Source organism: Streptomyces sp. NPDC055239, assembly GCF_053606205.1.
In genome coordinates, this window is sequence record NZ_JBSGRD010000018.1 from 66,224 (window position 1) to 82,496 (window position 16,273).

General features: G+C 71.7%; 19 protein-coding genes. All 19 read right to left on the minus strand.

Annotation, left to right across the window (positions count from 1 at the left end; all coding sequences use genetic code 11):
• Positions 1-5: 5 nt before the first annotated feature.
• Complete coding sequence (locus tag ACWFRJ_RS39600) at positions 6-851, minus strand: relaxase/mobilization nuclease (RefSeq protein WP_453542785.1); 846 nt, start codon at positions 849-851, stop codon at positions 6-8.
• On the minus strand, positions 848-1,636 hold the full coding sequence (locus ACWFRJ_RS39605) for a hypothetical protein (protein ID WP_453542788.1): 789 nt from the start codon (positions 1,634-1,636) through the stop codon (positions 848-850). Before ACWFRJ_RS39605 ends, ACWFRJ_RS39600 begins: the two co-directional genes overlap by 4 nt.
• Positions 1,633-2,058 (minus strand): hypothetical protein, encoded by a 426-nt coding sequence (locus ACWFRJ_RS39610; RefSeq protein ID WP_453542791.1) that lies wholly within the window; start codon positions 2,056-2,058, stop codon positions 1,633-1,635. The genes ACWFRJ_RS39605 and ACWFRJ_RS39610 overlap by 4 nt, the downstream gene beginning before the upstream one ends.
• Before the next feature lie 99 nt (positions 2,059-2,157).
• The gene (locus ACWFRJ_RS39615; RefSeq protein ID WP_453542794.1) at positions 2,158-2,631 is read right to left on the minus strand and encodes a hypothetical protein; all 474 of its coding nucleotides are present in this window, start codon (positions 2,629-2,631) and stop codon (positions 2,158-2,160) included.
• A 226-nt stretch (positions 2,632-2,857) separates the two neighbouring features.
• Entirely contained in the window at positions 2,858-4,651 is a 1,794-nt protein-coding gene (locus ACWFRJ_RS39620) for a hypothetical protein (RefSeq protein WP_453542797.1), read from the minus strand.
• Positions 4,648-5,850 (minus strand): AAA family ATPase, encoded by a 1,203-nt coding sequence (locus ACWFRJ_RS39625; RefSeq protein ID WP_453542800.1) that lies wholly within the window; start codon positions 5,848-5,850, stop codon positions 4,648-4,650. Before ACWFRJ_RS39625 ends, ACWFRJ_RS39620 begins: the two co-directional genes overlap by 4 nt.
• Before the next feature lie 131 nt (positions 5,851-5,981).
• Positions 5,982-6,203 carry a hypothetical protein gene (locus ACWFRJ_RS39630; protein WP_453543134.1) on the minus strand — a complete coding sequence of 74 codons (222 nt, stop codon included), beginning with the start codon at positions 6,201-6,203 and terminating at the stop codon, positions 5,982-5,984.
• A gap of 288 nt (positions 6,204-6,491) precedes the next feature.
• The gene (locus ACWFRJ_RS39635) at positions 6,492-7,760 is read right to left on the minus strand and encodes an MFS transporter (protein WP_453542802.1); all 1,269 of its coding nucleotides are present in this window, start codon (positions 7,758-7,760) and stop codon (positions 6,492-6,494) included.
• 26 nt (positions 7,761-7,786) lie between these two features.
• Positions 7,787-8,977 carry a hypothetical protein gene (locus tag ACWFRJ_RS39640; protein WP_453542805.1) on the minus strand — a complete coding sequence of 397 codons (1,191 nt, stop codon included), beginning with the start codon at positions 8,975-8,977 and terminating at the stop codon, positions 7,787-7,789.
• Positions 8,974-9,357 carry a hypothetical protein gene (locus ACWFRJ_RS39645; RefSeq protein ID WP_453542808.1) on the minus strand — a complete coding sequence of 128 codons (384 nt, stop codon included), beginning with the start codon at positions 9,355-9,357 and terminating at the stop codon, positions 8,974-8,976. Before ACWFRJ_RS39645 ends, ACWFRJ_RS39640 begins: the two co-directional genes overlap by 4 nt.
• Positions 9,358-9,447: 90 nt before the next feature.
• Positions 9,448-10,626, minus strand: coding sequence for a hypothetical protein (locus ACWFRJ_RS39650; protein ID WP_453542811.1), 1,179 nt, complete (start codon positions 10,624-10,626; stop codon positions 9,448-9,450).
• A gap of 20 nt (positions 10,627-10,646) precedes the next feature.
• Positions 10,647-11,438 (minus strand): glycosyltransferase family 2 protein, encoded by a 792-nt coding sequence (locus ACWFRJ_RS39655; RefSeq protein ID WP_453543137.1) that lies wholly within the window; start codon positions 11,436-11,438, stop codon positions 10,647-10,649.
• Between the two features lie 94 nt (positions 11,439-11,532).
• On the minus strand, positions 11,533-12,330 hold the full coding sequence (locus tag ACWFRJ_RS39660; RefSeq protein ID WP_453542814.1) for a hypothetical protein: 798 nt from the start codon (positions 12,328-12,330) through the stop codon (positions 11,533-11,535).
• 301 nt (positions 12,331-12,631) lie between these two features.
• Positions 12,632-13,123, minus strand: a complete 492-nt coding sequence (locus tag ACWFRJ_RS39665; protein WP_453542817.1) for a hypothetical protein — start codon at positions 13,121-13,123, stop codon at positions 12,632-12,634.
• A 102-nt stretch (positions 13,124-13,225) separates the two neighbouring features.
• Positions 13,226-13,993 (minus strand): hypothetical protein, encoded by a 768-nt coding sequence (locus ACWFRJ_RS39670; RefSeq protein WP_453542820.1) that lies wholly within the window; start codon positions 13,991-13,993, stop codon positions 13,226-13,228.
• Positions 13,994-14,024: 31 nt separating this feature from the next.
• Positions 14,025-14,954 carry a hypothetical protein gene (locus ACWFRJ_RS39675; protein WP_453542823.1) on the minus strand — a complete coding sequence of 310 codons (930 nt, stop codon included), beginning with the start codon at positions 14,952-14,954 and terminating at the stop codon, positions 14,025-14,027.
• Complete coding sequence (locus tag ACWFRJ_RS39680; protein ID WP_453542826.1) at positions 14,944-15,300, minus strand: hypothetical protein; 357 nt, start codon at positions 15,298-15,300, stop codon at positions 14,944-14,946. Before ACWFRJ_RS39680 ends, ACWFRJ_RS39675 begins: the two co-directional genes overlap by 11 nt.
• Positions 15,297-15,791 carry a hypothetical protein gene (locus tag ACWFRJ_RS39685; protein ID WP_453542829.1) on the minus strand — a complete coding sequence of 165 codons (495 nt, stop codon included), beginning with the start codon at positions 15,789-15,791 and terminating at the stop codon, positions 15,297-15,299. Before ACWFRJ_RS39685 ends, ACWFRJ_RS39680 begins: the two co-directional genes overlap by 4 nt.
• On the minus strand, positions 15,788-16,228 hold the full coding sequence (locus tag ACWFRJ_RS39690; RefSeq protein WP_453542831.1) for a hypothetical protein: 441 nt from the start codon (positions 16,226-16,228) through the stop codon (positions 15,788-15,790). The genes ACWFRJ_RS39685 and ACWFRJ_RS39690 overlap by 4 nt, the downstream gene beginning before the upstream one ends.
• Positions 16,229-16,273 lie beyond the last annotated feature (45 nt).

Here is a 16,273-nt window from a genome sequence, read left to right on the forward strand (position 1 = left end):
TTCTCCTACGGTGATCGGGGGTTGGTGCGCCGCGTGGTGGGTGGTGCAGGGGCGATGCGGGGCTGCTTCAGGTGGGCTGCGGTGCTGTCCAGGTCTTGTTGGATGGCGTGGAGGCGCCGGGCGATCAGCTCCAGCCGGTGAGCGGCGTCGGTGCCGGCGGCGCCGGACTGGCGGGCGAGCCGGTGCGCAGAGTGTTCGACGAGCCCGCGGACCGCGGCCAGCGGACCGGCCTGCTCGTCGGCCAGCTGCGTGAGGACACTCGCGAGCTGGCCCGAGGCCGTGGGCGCCGCAGGAACGGCGGGCCGCAATGGGGGCCCAGCAAGTACGCGGAACAGGCGGAGGTCCTGCTCGATGCGGCGCGCTACGTCGGACAGGCGCCGCAGGATGTCGGCGGGCAGGGCGTGCCAGGCGCCGTCGAGGTGGATCAGGTTGGCGATCAGGTCGAGGCGCCGGGGCTGGGCCTGGACGGCGATCCACCGGCAGCCGTGCTCCTTGCCGGGAACCTCGATCCCGGCGGCCCGCGCGAGCCGGTGGGCGACTTCGGCCCACTCCGGCCCGGTCAGCTGCCGGTCCTCCGGGTGCAGCCGGACATCCAGGTGGAGGATCGCCCGCCGGTCGTCGTCCGGGCTGGCGGCGAACGGGTGCTCCAGGTAGGGATCTTCGAGGTGCTCGGCCCACTGGACCGAGGTCCAGATCTTCTGCTCGTCGTCCAGGGTGTAGTCATCCAGGCCGGGCCAGTGTGCGACGACCGTGTGCTCCGTCAAGCCCTCGTTTTCCGAGACCGGCCGCCCCAGTGCCTCGGCGAGCGGGTCGTGCGGCGTGTGGGCCCGCACGTTCAGGCGGGGGATCATGAGGGCCTGCTTCCCGAGGCGTCGTCAGGCGACCAGAGCTGGTGGAGGTCGCGGGTTGCGCAGAGCAGGGAGCGTTCGCGGACCAGGTCGGCGTGAACCGAGGTGTCCCCCGGCGGGAGATACTCGATGGCCCTGTCGATGGTGTCCAGCCCTTCGTCGTAGCGGCCCAGCCGGCGCAGGGCACCAGCCACCCGGAAGAGGGCGATCGGGTCGCCACCGGTGTCCAGGGCCGGTCGGGAGCTGAGGGCCAGGAGACGCTCTGCGCCCCGGTCCAGGTCCTGGCCGAGCCACAGCCCGTGCAGCAGGACGTGCAGGGTCTTGGTGTGCTCCTCTGCTTCCGCGAGGACCTCGTCCATGACCGTCAGCCCCTCGGGCCGGGACTGGCCCAGCAGCGCGAAGGCGTACAGGGCGCGGGTGTAGCAGTCCAACGGCTGACGTGCGGTCTTCGTCAGCTGTTCGACGAGGCGTTGGAGGGTGGGGCAGCGGAAGTCGAACCGCAGGGCGCTCAGGTACAGATGCGCCAGGGTGCGGGCGGTGATCGGATCATGGTCTGGTGCGGTGACATCTTCCGGGGAGAGCAGGGCCAGGACGCTGTGGCCGGCCGACCGTGCCGCCCAGGCAGCATCCGCGCAGACTTCGGAGGAGTCCTTCCAGTCGGCTCGCATGTCGCGGAGGTCTTCGGCCAGGCGCAGTGGCCAGGAAGAATCGGCCGGGTTCGCGGCGGCTCGGGCCCCGGCCCGGTGCAGCGCGGCGGTGCGGCCGGTGTGGTGCGTGGGGAGAGTCATCGGCCGCTCCGGATGTCGGCGATGTGCACGAGTTGGCCCAGCGCGGTGGTGGTGTACCAGCCGCAGTCGATCAGTTCGTCGCGGTCGGCGAACCGCGCAAGGAGGGTGTCCTCCATGGCCCGCAGGTAGATCAGGCAGTCCGGGCAGCGGCGCGAGAGGTGCACGAGGTAGCGGGGGTGGGCGGTGACATAGGACTGGGCGCCGCCGGTGGCATCCCGCAGCCGCCAGCCATCCTCATCGGTGGGGGTGTGCCAGGACGGGGCCACGAGACGCATTGCATCGCCCCACAGTTCACCGCCGGCCACCCCCTTGAGGACGACGACGGTGTCACCGGCCTGGAAGTGGGCGTGGGTGATGTCCCGGTCGGGGGTGAGCGGGTCGGGCGTGGGTGCGAACGCCGAGGTGGGTGGGGTCTGGGACATGTGTTCCTTCCGCGCGATGGCTGGCGGGGTGGGAGCATCAATAGTCCGGAGGAACGCCGGTTAGGCTAACCGGCGTTTCCCGGCTATGTTCCCTCGCGCTCAGCGGAAGGGGTTCTCCGTCCCGCGGTCCGTTTCGGTTGCTGCGTCGAGGAGTTCGACCAGGTCGGTGCCGTCGGCGTCGCGCTGGTCGATCCACCAGCCGGTGCGGGTGATGGAGCGGGCCTTTTCCTCCAGCTCCGCCCAGTCGGCCTCGTCCCAACTGCCCTCCACGATCAGCGCGGTGTGCGCGGCGGTCATCAGCTGGTGGCGGGAGCGCTCGCCCCAGTCCAGGGCCCGCTCCGGGCCTTCCAGTTGCGGCATGTCGAACTGCTTCGCCCAGGCGACGGCCGCCTCCTGCTCGGCGGCGCGCTTCGCGGCAAGCCACTCCTCCTTGGAGCCGGTGTCGGCATCGCGCGCCGCCTTCCAGCAGTCGGTGCAGTCCTTGGCCGCGAGCCAGCGGGCGAATCCGGCCCGCTTGTCGGCAGGACGGTTGGACAGGTCATGAACCACCTGGTGGGAGCAGCTGTGGTCCACGGTCCACTGTGTAGGGGCCCCTGGAGAGGTCCGTTTGATGGGCGTTGCGTTCGAGGTCGGGCTGCTGGTCTGGGGCTTCAAACCGAGTGCCTTTCGTTGGCGGTTGGAGTGGTGGCCTGCGTCGTTGCGGAGGGTCGTGCAGCAGATGCACGATTCATGCGGCGGACGGCGGTGGTCCGGGGTGCTGGGCGGTGTTCTCGGGGACGCTTCCGCCTTCTGCGTCGTCTCAGCGGGTCCTGCGGATGGCGTCTGTGGCCGCCGTGGCGATGGCGGCGGGAGCGCTGGAGGGCCGGGGCAGGTGCAGCAAGGTGGTCCCCGGCAGGTGCTGGGACTGCGCGGTGAGGGTGAGCTGGAGTACGGCGCAGCCAGCGGTCGTGAGCTGCTTGACGCGGGTGACGGCGAGAGCGGTTTCGTCGTTGCCGTAGTGGGCGTCGGTGACGATCACGAGGAGGCGGCCGGCGCCGGGGCGGCTGAGTTCGAGGCCATGGTCGAGTGCGTCGATGGCGTTGCCGAGGTTGTGGTGGCCGCCGTTGGCAGCGAACGTGGTCACGCGCTCGGGTGCTCGGTGGGTGGGTCGGGTCAGTGCGGTCAGGTGGCTGTCGTAGGCGATGGTGGCGGTGAGGGAGTCGGGGTCGGTCAGGGCTGCTGCGCGGGCCACGATCCAGGCGGCGGACGCGACGGGGGCGCAGGCGGCACGCATGGAGCCGGAGACGTCGACGGCGATCCCCACGCGCAGCGGTGGGGTGGGGGAGTTGCGGCGGCGGGTGTGGGTGAACGGTTCCGCGGTGGGGACCGACCCGGCAGCGCGCTGAGCGTCGCGGGCGAGGGCCGCGCGCATGTTGAGGCGGCCGGGCGGAGTGGGGCTAGTGGTGCGCTCCTCGGTCCGCTCGCGGTAGGCGGCGGCCCGTAGGGCGCGGCTCAGGCGGGCGGTGGCCTTCTGCTCCGCGGCGGTGGGCCTGCGGCTGCCGGTGACCGGGTTGCTTTGGGGCGCCGGTGTGCCGTCGGGGTTGACGGTGGTGCCACGGGTGTTGAAGACCGACTTGGCGGTGGCGGCGGCCTTGCGCCGTTGGCCGGCCCGCTGGGCACGGTCCTGAGTCTGCGCCGTGGACTTCGCGGCCATGGCGTTGGCTGCTGCAGCTTGTGCCGCGAGGTCGGCGGCGTCGGTGGCGGCCGTGCTGTCCATGACGACCCCCACGGCGCCGGACAGCAGATCAGCGAGGCCCTCCGGCACAGGCAGGGCGGGGGCCGCGGCGTCCAGAGCTTCGCACCACTCTTGACCGCGCGCGAGCATGGTCGCGGCATCGTGGTCGGCGCACTGGTGGGCTGCGGTCCAGATGCGGGTGAGGGTGGCCAACAGGGGCGCGCCCAGCACCTTTTCGCACAGATCGGAGACGGCCCGGGTCTCGCCGGCGTCCAGGATGCCGACGTCACGGCGGCCGAGGATCAGGGCCGCCACACCGGCGGCGTGCTCGATTCCCTGGAGGGTGGGGTGGGCGATGTCGGGCATGACCAGGGTGCGGGCGCTGGTGCGCAGGTACGTGCGGTCGGTGGGCCGGGTGGTCAGGTGGGCGCCTTCGACACGGCTCTCCTCCAGCAGGAGCGCGGCCTCGACGACGCGGGAGTTGGCTCCGGCAGGCTGGGTCCAGACGGAGTGGGCTGCGTGGGCGGCCTCGTGGACGAAAACGCCCCAGGCGGCGGGATAGCGCTCCTCGTCACCGACGATCCGCGGATGGATCTCGTGGGGCTGAAGTGGGGCGAACAGGCGGGCGTCGAACTCGACCTCGCCCAGGGTGGGGAAGTACGCGGCCGGTGCGCCGCTGCGCGTGCCGGGGCGGCAGGTGACGAGAAGGTCTTGGCGGCCGGAGAGGGCGACGAGCCGGTCGCCGAGTTCGGCTCCTACGCGTAGCCACGCGGCCGGGGAGGTGCGGGGTTGCGCGGGCGGGGCGCCGTCGTCGTCCCAGCGCGCGAGGTCGGCGTCCTCCTGGAGGGCGGGCGGCTGGACGTGGTGATGGGCGCTCATCGCGGGCGGCTCCGGTGTGCGGAGCCGGTGCTCGGGGGCTGCCGGGCGGTCGAGGCGGGGAGCTGTTTGCCGAGGGTGAGGGGGGCGATCTTCTTTACGCCGACAGCCTTGGTGACGGCGTCGGCGACGATGTCGCGATCCTCCGCAGGAGCGATGCCGACGAGGTTCGCGAGCGCGGCTTTGGTGCCAAGGACGGCCTCGGTCTTCTGGTAGCTGAGCAGCTCTCGCAGTTGTGGGGCCCAGCCGAGCTCGCCGAGTTCGACCTGGTGGGCGAGGTGTCGGGCGACCCGGACCACCCGGGCGTCGATCCTCAAGGCCAGGGCGAGGTCGTAGTCCGTGCCGATCTGGATCTGCACGCTGAACCGGGACGACAGCGCCTCCGTCAACACCGCCCCGTGGACGCCGGGATTGTGGCCCGCCACCACGTAGAAGCCCGGCTCGGCCTTGATGGTCTCGCCCTTGTGGGCCTTGACCTGGATCTGCCGGCGCCCGTCCATCGCGGGATACAGCGCCGCCAGGACCTTCGGTGAGATCAGGGTGGCATCGTCGATGAGCAGGGCGCGGCCCTCGGTCATCGCGGTGACCAGCGGACCGTACTGGAAGACGTAACCACCGCTGTCAGCCTGCGTGTACTCGCCGATCAAGTCGCCGACCGTGGTGTCGCCATCGCCGGCGACGGTGAGCAGGTCCGGGAACGCCGCCTCCACCAGCGACGTCTTGCCGGTGCCGGGAGGGCCGTAGAGCAGCACCGGCACGTCGGCGTCGCGCAAGCGATTCAGCGCCTCGACGTCGGGCAGATCGGCCAGCTCTCGGGGGTGGTAGAGCTGGCCCCCCGCGCGGCGGATCGGCCCGGTCTGCTTCGGCGCGGTGGCAGCGGTGATGGTCGTGCGGGCCGTGGTCGGCTGGGCGCGGGGGGCGTGGGTGCCTGGTGGGCTGATCACAGCGGTCTGCGCGGCTGCGGCGGTTTTCGCGTTCGCGCGGAACTCCGGTTGCCCGCTTCCGCTTTGGTCGGCCTCGCCGCGTCGCACCAGGGTGTGGGCTGCGTTGCGGACGGCGCCGTGAGAGTGGCCCAGCTGCCGGGCCATGTCGCCGATGGTGAGCGTGTCCGCCGGCCGGTCGGCCAGCAGCCGGGCGACCTTGGCCCGTAGTTCGCCGCCCTTGGTGCGAGTTGGACTGGTAGGCGGTCCGGGTGTGGTCAAAACGAGGGTCCTTCAACAGGTGCGGGTGCGGGCGGGGTTGGCGATGCGCTGGTGAGGCTGGCCGCTCTCGGAGCGGATCACGGACTGTGCTGACATCGGCGACCGGGCCAACCGGGGCCTGTCGTCGGCGCTCACCGGGCGGACGAGGGCTCGGTCCAGGGGCAGGGGGTGGCCGGCGACGAGCACCGCGCTGGCTGCCGAGCAGGCCCGTGTGTCTGCTCCGTACCGGGCTCCGTCGCTCGGCAGGTGCAGACGGGCGTCTCTTCGAAGCCGTCCTGGAGCAGGATCCGTCGGGCGGCGGCGTTGTAGCCGGTGGTGGTGATCTCGCCGGTGATGGAGTGCCGGATCGGCATGAACGGCTCTGCTGGTACTTCGGGCAAGACGGACCTCCTATCGGTGGTGGCGGGAAAGTGGTGGAGTGTTGGGCGAAGGCGGGGCGGGCCCGGAGCTTGCAGCACATCAACGGTGCGTGGCTGGACCACGAACGATGGGCCATGACTGCCGACATGTTCCAGGACGGGCCTCACCGCCCCGCAGCTGCCTGACTCGCCTTTCCGCACGTCCTGGTAGCCGGGTGTACCGACAACGGCCATGAACGGATCTCCTCAAACGGGTGGGGCAGCAACGGGGTTGCGCCCGGATCAGGGCGTCGAGTGCAGAGTGCGGAGGGGGCGGCGGTGTCGGCCGCGCTGCCGCTGTGCGGTGGGGCCGACACGTCGGCGCGCGGCGAGCAGGACGGTGAGAGCGAAGGCCGCGCCTGCGGCGGGCAGCGCCGCGCTGGCCAGGGGCTGTTCGGCCAGGCGCCCGGCCAGGGCGGTACCGGCGGACTGTCCGGCGCCGATTGCCAGGATCAGCCACGCGTACGCCTCGCTGGTGCGGTCTGTGGGAGTCAGGGCGTCGGTGGTGACGTAGGCGCAGGCGACCACGACGGTCAGAAACGCACCGGGCACAGCAACGGCGGCGATGGCCGCATGCGGGCCCGGAAGGGCCAGGAGCGGCAGCCACCCGGCGAGGAAGGCGCCTGTGGCGACGATCAGCTGCCGGGTGGTGGTGCCCGGCCAGGTGCGGCGTCCGTAGACGAGGCCGCCCAGGAAGCTGCCGGTGGAGAACGCGGCGGGGATGATGCCCGCGAGCATGTCCCGGTGGTGGTGCTCGGCCATGGCGATCGACCACACGTTGAGGGCGCCGATCGCGAACCCGATCCCGGTGAGCGCGGCGAACAGCAGTAGCACGGCGGGGGACGCCAACTGCTGTGTCTGGGCGGCGTCCTGGCGTTGAAGCTGTTCGGCGCGCCAGCGTCGCGATGGCGGCGCGAGGGCGACCGTGGCAGTGCCGGCCAGGCCGAGGGCAGCGGTGACGGCGAGCGCGACGGCGGGGGTGTACGCGGAGGCGAGCGCGGTCACGAGCAGAGGGCCGACGATGTACAGCAGTCCCTGTGTGCCGGTGTCCAGGGCGAGCGCGGCGTGCCGCAGCCTCGGCTCGGGCAGCACGCTGGGCCACAGCGCCCGCAGCCCGGCCTCCAGAGCAGGCGTGGTCAGACCGCCGGCGACGACGAGGACCGTGGCAAGCCCCGCTCCGCCGTAGGGGCCTGCCAGGGGCAAGACCACCAGGAGGGCCGAGTTGATCAGGGCAGCCGGAAGGTGCACCTTGCTCTGGCCGTGGCGGTCCATGAGGCGGCCCTTGACCGGCTGGGCCAGCGCGGCCGACAACCCGTACAGGGCGCTGAGCAGCCCGCCGAAGGCGATGCTGCAGCCGCTCGCGGTGGCCCAGAGCAATATGGCGACGGGCGCCATGGCCTCGGGGAGCCTGCCGGTAAGGGTGCCGCCGAGGAGGCGGGCGACGTACGGGCTGCCCAGCACCGCGCGATAAGTGATGCGCGGTGCCGGAGCCGGGGGTGCGGTCAGGGACAACGGGTGTTTTCTCTCGGGGAAGGGGCCTAGCGGCGCCGGGCGGGGGCGGTGGCGCGGGGTGGTGGCGTGGGTGGTGTGGTGTCCACGGCGGGGCGCGGGCGGATGTGCAGGACGGGGGTGCGGTGCGGGGGCAGGACGGCGACGGTCGCGCCGAGGTCCTCGGCCGCCGCTTCGACTTCGCGGGTGAGGAAGTCGATCTGCCGGCCCAGCGCTGAGAGGCGGGCGGCGATCTGGCGGCCCTGCACGGTCTCCAGGGCGCTTGCGAACTGGCCGCTGGTTTCCAGGAGTTCCTGGAGGCGGACCATCGGGCCTGCGCCGTAGCCGCGTTGGGTGGCACTGAGGAGCGCGTTGGACGCGTCACCGGCTTGCTGAGCTTCGATAACGTCCTGGGTGAGTTCTTGCAGCGAGATCTCGGGGGCCAGTTCGGGCCGGTGGAACCGGGAGGCATCGGCACGCAGTACACCGGGCGGGACCGGGGCGGGTAGGGCCTGTCCGGCCTCGTATTCGTGGGCGTAGTGTCCGATCACCTGCCATCCCGGGGCGTCCGGGTCGCCGCGCAGGGCGACCAGCGTTGCGTCGTCGTCTTCGACCAGGTGGGCGAGGGTGATGGGCTGGCCGTCGGCGGCGTACCACGACTCGGCCGGCTCCAGCTCGCCGCGCCGCTGCGCGGCCTGGGCCTTCTCGGTCCACCTCCGCTGTTCCTCCTCCGACAGCGGCGCCTTGTGGCGTTGGCCGTCGTGCTGGTCGGTGAGGTTGCTGGCGATGAAGCCGTGATCCGCCCAGGCAGCCAGGTGCGGCCACAGGGCCGCGTGCTGCGCGCGCTCGGCGGGGGAGCCGGGCGTGGCTGGCCGATCGAGGGCCCGGCGGATCTCGGCGGCGGAGGCGGCCAGGCCGTCCAGTACCTTGTGCCACCCGTCCAGATGCCGTGCAGGCGGCAGCTCATCGAGCGCATGGTGCGCGGCGCCGAGCAGGGCGTCGGCGTGCGGGGCCAGGTGCGTGGTGTATGCCTGCACCGCCGCCTGATCGCGGTGGGTCCGTGCGGCGGCAGCGGCGTCGGGATGGAGGGTGCGGCCGTAGCGGTCGCGCGATAGGTCGAGCGCGACCTCGGTCTGGCGGTCGATGACCGCCATCCGCAGCCGGAAGTCGCGTGCACTGTTGGCAAGTTCGGGTGTCACCGGCAAAGGGCCATCGGATGCCGGGGTTCCGGAGGGTGTCATCGGGTCCGCCCGCCCGAGGCCGTCAGGTGGACGGTCGGTGCGAAGGTGGGCTGGGGCGGCGGGAGCGGCCGGGCGGAGGGCGGTGAGGTGGTGGGCGGCGTACCGGACTGCGTGGTGCGGCCGGCGGCCTGGGCGAGGCGGCTGCGGCGCTCCATAGGGCTGTTCGGTCGAGCCGGACGCGGCGGGCTGGGCGCGAGGGCGGGGTCGACGGAGAAGTCGGCGTGCACAGCGTGTCCCAGACGGCGCAGGTCCGATACGGCCTGGCGGGCGCGACGCTGTCCGTCGCGCTCGGGCTGGCGGAGCCGGTACAGCCCCGGCGTGGCGGGGACGGGTTCGAACTGCTCGCTGGTCAGCAACCACTCGGCCAGATGTGCGGGCAACTCGGGTGAGGCGGCGGCGACGAAGCCGAGGTCGGGGTGGGTGCCGAAGCGGAATTGGTCAGACAGAGAAGAATCCTTATCTCTACGGCATCACAGGTGCACGTGCGCCGGCCGGGGCGGGCGGGGCCGGGCGGTGAGCAGTCGCGGACTGGGCGCGGACAGCGCCACGTGTCCGCCGGGGGTGGCGGCGCGGGCCTGGCGCTCGAACGTCTCGCCGTCGGCGAGCCAGGTCTCGATGGCCGGCAGGACGGCGGCGCCGAGCTCGCTGCGGACCTGGCTCCACTCTTGGGCCGGCAGGGTTGCGGGGATGGAGTACAGCTGCGCGCGCAGGTCATTGAACTCCGCCCAGGCGTCTTGGCTGTTGGCGAGTGCCTCGCGCAGTCGGGCGAGTGCGGCAGCGTCCTGCGGCCAGGGGCTTGCGGTGGGCCGGCACCGGCTGAGCAGGAGCGGCGCGTGCTGGAGGACGTCGCGGAAGGAGAGCCAGGCGTGGTCGGCGAACGCACGCTCCGTCTCCGGCCGCAGACGCGAGTGGGCGAGCGGCATCCCGTCGCTGGACCGGCCGGATTCCTTGATCGCCTGCAGTGTTTCGTGCTCCGGGCGGATCCGGTTCAGGGCGGTCATGACGGTGTCGAGGCGCCGGTGGTGCAGGGCCCGGCGGTAGTTGGGCAGGAAGGTGTGGGCGACGGCGCGGGCGGCGAGGTCTGCTGCGGCGGGCAGCGCGATGCTGCGCGGCGCGTTCGGCTCGTCCCAGTTGTCGTCGTACTCCTGGGTGGCGAAGGCGCCCACGAGATAGCCGCTGGCGTGCCCGGGGTGTTCGATCAGCAGCAGCTCGGTGCCGGCGTGGTTGTTGAGCATGACCGCGTACGGGACGCGGTCATGGAGCATGGCCTGGAGGAGGTCGCCGCTGTCCCACAGGGAGCCGGTGAGGTCCTCCTGCCAGTGCTGGCGGGGGTAGATCTCCAGCTTCGCGCTCCAGGTGCCGGGCAATCGGGCGGCGATGGCCTGGCCGGTGTCGCCGAGGTAGGTGCGGGGGCTGGTGGTGATGGTCGCGCCGTGCTGGTGGGCGCGGTGCACCAGGGCGCTGGCGGTCTCGCGGGCGGTTGGCGCCGCCCTTAGCGGGGCGGCGAAGGCGCCGTCGGGCAGGCGGTTGAACCCGGCTTCCTGCAGGGCGTCGCGGGCTTGGAGGAAGTTCTCGCCGGACGCGATGGCGACGAGGCCGTGGGTGCGGCTGGTCGAAAGGATGATTTCCGCGGGGGGCGGGTTGGTCATGTCGGTGGTCCTGAGGAGGGTCAGTGGTGCGCGCGAGCCGACGGGTCTGCGGCAGGCTCCGGCGGTCGGGTGCGGAGTGCGGGCGTCGGCTGCCGGCTGCGGAGGGCGGAGCGCAGGCTGCGGCCGTACTGCCAGGCGTGCTCGCGGGCCGCTGCCTCAAGCTGGTCGTATCCCGGCTGGGCGGTGAGCTGGCCCGGGTGCTTCCTGTACCGGTACACCGGGGTGGGCAGCAGGATTCCGGGAGCCAGACTCGAGATGCCAACAGCCGTGCAATAGTCCTCGCCCTGGACGAGACCGCCCATCGGGGCGGCGCGGACGAGGTCGGTGCGGGCGAGGATCGTGGTCGGTCCGATCGGGATGGTGTCGGCCGGGGACTTCCAGTACGTCCACACGTCACCGGCCTCGTGCCGGCCGGGCGGAGCGGGACACCGCCAGAGCCGGGTGGACCGGTCGGGATAGAGGTCCTCGCTCCATCCGGCACACCAGCCCACCCCGGCGGCTTCCAGGGCGTTCAGCCGCACAGACATGGCATCGTCGGTGAACTCGTCGTCATCGTCTGCCCAGTTGCAGTACGGGGTCCGCACCTGCGCGAGGGCCAGGTTCCGGGCGCAGGCGGCACCGACCCGGGGCAGGGCGAGGGTGCGCACGCGCGGGTCCTGCGCGAGCGTGGCGGGCAGCCGGTCGGGCGAGACCCCGTCCAGCGCGATAACAGCCTCCCAAGGCACGGTCTGCCGGGTGAGGCTGGCGTGCATCTCGCTGAGGTAGCCGAGCCGGTCCTCGCGCAGGCGGCTGGCGATGATGACAGTGATCAGGGGCGTGGTGTGCGGGGACAGCGGAAGACTCCAGGGAGCGGGAGGGATGACTAACGGCGCGTGAAGCGGATGGTGTTGGCGTTGGGCGGGGCGGCTACGCGCGGTCCGACCAGGTGGCGGCGGCCGGCGGGCCGGAGGCGTCGGTGCGGGCGCAGGTATAGCCGATGAGCCGGGAGGGGTCGGCCGTCGCGGGGACGGTGGCGGCGTCGCTGCACACGAACGTGTACCGGATCAAGGTGCGCGGGGTGCCGTGCAGCCAGGCGTTGTCATCCTTGCCCGGGTTGATCTGCAGACCGGAGTGGGCAACGGCGTCGGTCTGGGTGTGGGTGTGGGCGAAGAGCATCAGGGCACCGCCGTCGCTGGTCTTGAGCGCGTAGGCGTCCTTGTGGCGGTTGGTGGCCTCGTCGAAGACGGTGGTGCCCTTGTCGCCGTACTTCTTGGTCGTCTCGTCGTGGACCTTGATCTGCTGCTTCCTCGCCTTGGTCGGCGCGAAGACCTTCGTGCCCGTGTTCGTGCCACCGGTGGCGAAGTTGTCCAGGACCGCGCTGCGCAGGGCGCCGACGCCGGCCGCGAGATCCCGGTTGCCGTCGGCCGCTACCGCGGTGGCGTACCCGGCCCGGTCGAGGGCGACCTTGGGCAGAGTCTTGCCTGCAAGGTCGACGACGGACACCATCTCCCACCGCTTGCCCGTGGGCTGCTCAGTGAAGACCGCGAGACGGGAGGGGGCCTTGCCCCTCTGGCCGGAGAGTGCGGCGGCGAACCAGCGGTCCTGGCCGGGGGCGAAGCGCGGGATGTAGAGCTGGGCGCTCTTGGTGTCGTAGGACCACGGCTTGTACGGCTTGCGGTCGGCCTTGGGCAGGCCCTCGGTCTCGGTGTAGTCCGAGACGGACATCGCGTACAGCGGCCCGTCCTCGACCGTGTCGAGCAGGCGCCGGTTGCGGTCGGCGTTCGCCTTGTTGTTGATCTTCGAATAGTGGGTGATGACGTCGCGGGCCTGGGCGGCGCTGAGGGCAGGCGCCGGCTTCGCCGGGGCGCTGGCGTCGGGCGTCCTCTTGCTGTCGTTGTCGGGGTTGTCGCTGCCGGTGGTGCAGCTGGTCAGGGCCAGGGTGAGGGCGACGGTGGAACCGATCAGCGGCAGGGCGTGGCGGGGGATACGGATTGGGGCTCCAGAGCTCTTCAGGCAGGGGATCAGTTCAGCGTGTGCGGGGGGAAGTTGTGGAAGCGGCGGGTCGTGGGGGGATGGGTCGGGCAGAGGGGGCTTGGACGCTTCCGGGGGTGCGTGGTGCGGTCAGCCGGTCTGCGTCGGCATGGAGTTGACGGCCTGCCTCGTTGAGGTGATGGCGGGCGCTGTCGAGTCGGCCGTCCAGGGCCGAGTGCAGGGACGGTTGTGTCGTGGCGCGATCCGCAGAGCGGGGAAGGCGGGCCACCTGGTGCAGCCTTCCGGCGTGGGCGATGGCCTCGCCGAGGTCGGCCAGGGCCCATCCGAGCGGGCCAAGGACGTGCGCGAGCGCGGTGGCCCTGCGCTGGGCGGATTCGCCCTTGTGCCCGGGGCCGGTGCCCGCCGCGCGGTCTGCGGACGCGGCGGCAGTCGCGATCTGGATGAACAGGCCGGCGATCTCGTGGGCTCTGTCGTCCAGTTCGTCGAGGTTGTCCGTGGGGAACTGCGTCGCGTGGGTGAGCGGCATTTCATCGGCCGCGTGGTGGATACGCTCGGCCAGGTGGTGCAGCTGGCTCGTGGCGTCGAAGTCGGAAAGCAGGGGAACTCCGATAGGCGCGGACGGCTTGGATCAGCGGTGGTGTGCGCGGAAGGTCTGCCGCGCCGTCGGCGGGAGGCCGGGGCTGGGGGCAGGGGCGCAGTGGCGGAGGTTCACGCCGATGCCCTGGGAGGTGAGCTGCTGGGCCACGGCCTGTACCCGCAGGGCGCGTCCGCTCTCGCCGTAGGCGGCGGGCAGGAGGAACGCAGCCTGGTGGGGGTGGTACTGGAAGCCGTGGGCGTACAGCGTCCTGCGGGCCTCGACCGGCACGCTCTCGTATGGCGCGCCGAGGGCGCCGTCTTCGTACAGGGTCAGGGTGAGGACCTGGGACACCTGCGGCGGTGCGGGCCGGTGCGGGGGCTGGGGCTGGTCTGCCGCGCTGTCGAGGACCGCGTGCAGGGCCTGTTGGTAGCGGGGCAGTACTCGGCGGGTGACGTGGGCGGCGGCGCGTGCGGGGTTGTTGGGGACGGCGATGCCGTGTGGTTCCTCGACCGCGTCGAGGTGATGGGGCTTGATGCCTTCACCGTCGGGTTGGAGCGGGGCGACGACGAACTGGTGGGGATACAGGGGCCGGTCGGTGACGTACAGACGCTGGGCTTCGGGGCCGTGGAGGACGGCGTCGTGGGCCAGGACGTACTGGCTGACGATGTGACCTACCTGGCCGGTGTCCCAGACCTGGTTGGTGGTGGGGAACTGGTCCCTGTACGCGGCGTGGCGCTGGTAGGTGCTGGTCCACGCGCCGGGCAGACGGGCGGCCAGGCCAGCAGCGAAGGCGGACAGGTCGGTTCGGGGTGAGGCCATGTGTTCCTGGAGGGATCGTGGCGGTCCGGCGTCAGCGCGTGTGCCGCGGCGGTGCCGCCGGGAGGGATCGTGGCGGAAGGGAGGGCGCAGGGGCCGGAGTGGACGGGATCTGGGGTGTCGGCATGAGCGGGGAAAGGGCCCGCATCCGGTCCTCGGCCACGTGCAGGACCTCTCCGAGGTTGCGGACCTCGGCGGCGGCCTCGGCCAGGTCGTAGGACAGGTCGAAGCCGTCGTCCTCCTCGGCTTCCTTGGCCTTCTCCCCGGCCGCTTCGAAGAACTCGCCGAGCTGCGCCAGCAGGCCGTCGACGGGCTCCAGGATCTGGTGCAGCAGGCCAGCGGCCTCCGCGTGGGACTCGGCTCCGTTGAGCCGGTCGGTCAGGGCGCGCATCGCATCGCCGTACACGTACACGGGGGTGGCCTCTGCGAGATCACAGCCGTCAAGCGCCATGCCCGCTGGCGGCGTTGGCGAAGCCGGGTGCGAGTGCGCGGTGGTGGCGGGCGAGAGGGGATGTGGCAGCAGCCCGAGCTGGGCGAGGCGATGGTCGATCGCCTCGATCAGAGGTTGAGTGCTGCCGCCGTGGCGGGCTTCGGGCCGCCGGAGGGCGCCGGGGTCGGTGGAGGGAGCCGAGTCGTAGACGATCTCGAACAGGCTCTGGTCGTCGGGGTGTTCGCGGGTCGCGATCCAGCCCTCCGGCTCTCCGGGAGGGCGGTCGGCGGTGGACTCCTGCGGCGGGCTGATGATCAGGTGACTGTCGTCGGGGAGCGACACGCGCACGATGTAGGTGCTGAGGCCGAACTCGATGTCGCACACGAGCCCGCGCTCGCGCAGCGGTGTGGTGAGGTGGGCGTGGCGGCGCCACAGCTCCTGCCACTGGTGGGTGTCCACGTTGCGGTGGTCGGGGAGCGGCGCGAGCACGGCCGCGCGGCGGGCCTCTGGGGGGCTTGTGCCGTCAGCGGCCACGGGTCCTCCTGCGGGAGGCCGGCGTGCGGTGCGGCGGAGGGGTCCGGCGAGCGGGGTCGGCCTCCTGCTCCGGAACCGGACTGAAGTCGAGTTCGTACTCGTCGTAGGAGACGATCAGGTCGTGCTCCATGTGGGCTTCGCGGTCGGCGACCTGCGCCACGAGGCTGTCATGCTCGGCCTGGCAGTGCTGGTATTCGGCCCAGTCGGCGTCGCTGAGGTGGGCGGGGCGGTTCAGGGGACTCCTTGAGGTGATGGTGCTGTTCGAGCGGCGTGCGCCATGGCCTGGCCACGGATTGCTTCGGGTGCGGTGCGAAGGCGAACAGCTGTTGGCGATGGCGGATGTCACGTGACGGGGGCGCCGGTCTCGCCTTCGGTCCAGCCGAAGATGACGCGTTCCAGATTGCCGAGGTACACGACGTCGGTGTGGTGGCGGAAGGCGTCCAGGCGCTCGTCGGTGTAGTCCTGGATTTCGTTGTCCGCCACGTCGACGCGTGCGCGGTTGCGCCGGGAGAGCCGACGCCATTCGAGGAGATCGGAGTCGGTGGCGCGGTCCATCCAGACCCAGATGCCGTTGCCGAGCTTGATGACGTCCTGGGGGTGGAAGAGGCTGCCGGTTTGCCTGCGGCGGGGGTTGCGGTGCTCGCCGAAGCCGGTGACCAGGCTCTGGGCGAGCTTGTCCAGAGCGGCTGCCTTGATGTGCGGATCGAGGTCTTCGCCGGTGAGCTTCTCGCGTACCGCGTCGGTGAGCTGACGTTTGCGGAAGCGGCCGGCGGAGTCGGTCAAATCAACGGCGCTCTGCTCGACGATGTGCTGGAGGCGGATATCGGTGGCTGTCACGGCAGGTTGCGCTCCTGCCAGACCTGGTCCATCTCACCCAGCGCTGTCATAGCCTGCTTGATGACTTCGCGGGTGACGGGCGTGCCGCTGGCGAACGCGGGGTCGTAGCGGCTGAATGTCCGGGTGCCGCGGGCCTGGGCGAGCGGCGGGACTATCTCGTCCAGCAGCCGGGTGGCGACCCGCCGTTGGCGCTTGTCCTCCTCGACACGTTCGGTGCGCTCGGCCCAGGCTCCGGCCAGGGTCAGGGTGCCTTCGGTGACGCGGTCGGCCAGCTCGGGGTCCTCCTCGCGCAGGCGGGCGAGCTGGGCCTCGGCGGACTTGGCCTTGGCCTTGTTCTCCTGGGCAACGGTGTATGCCTCGTTGAGGCTGGTGGCGCCACTGATCACCGGGTCGACGAGGTCGGGTGCGTGCAGGAGCACGACGTTTGCCTTTCCCACCGTTCCCAGGGAGATGCCCAGCCGTTCACTCAGTGAACGCGATGA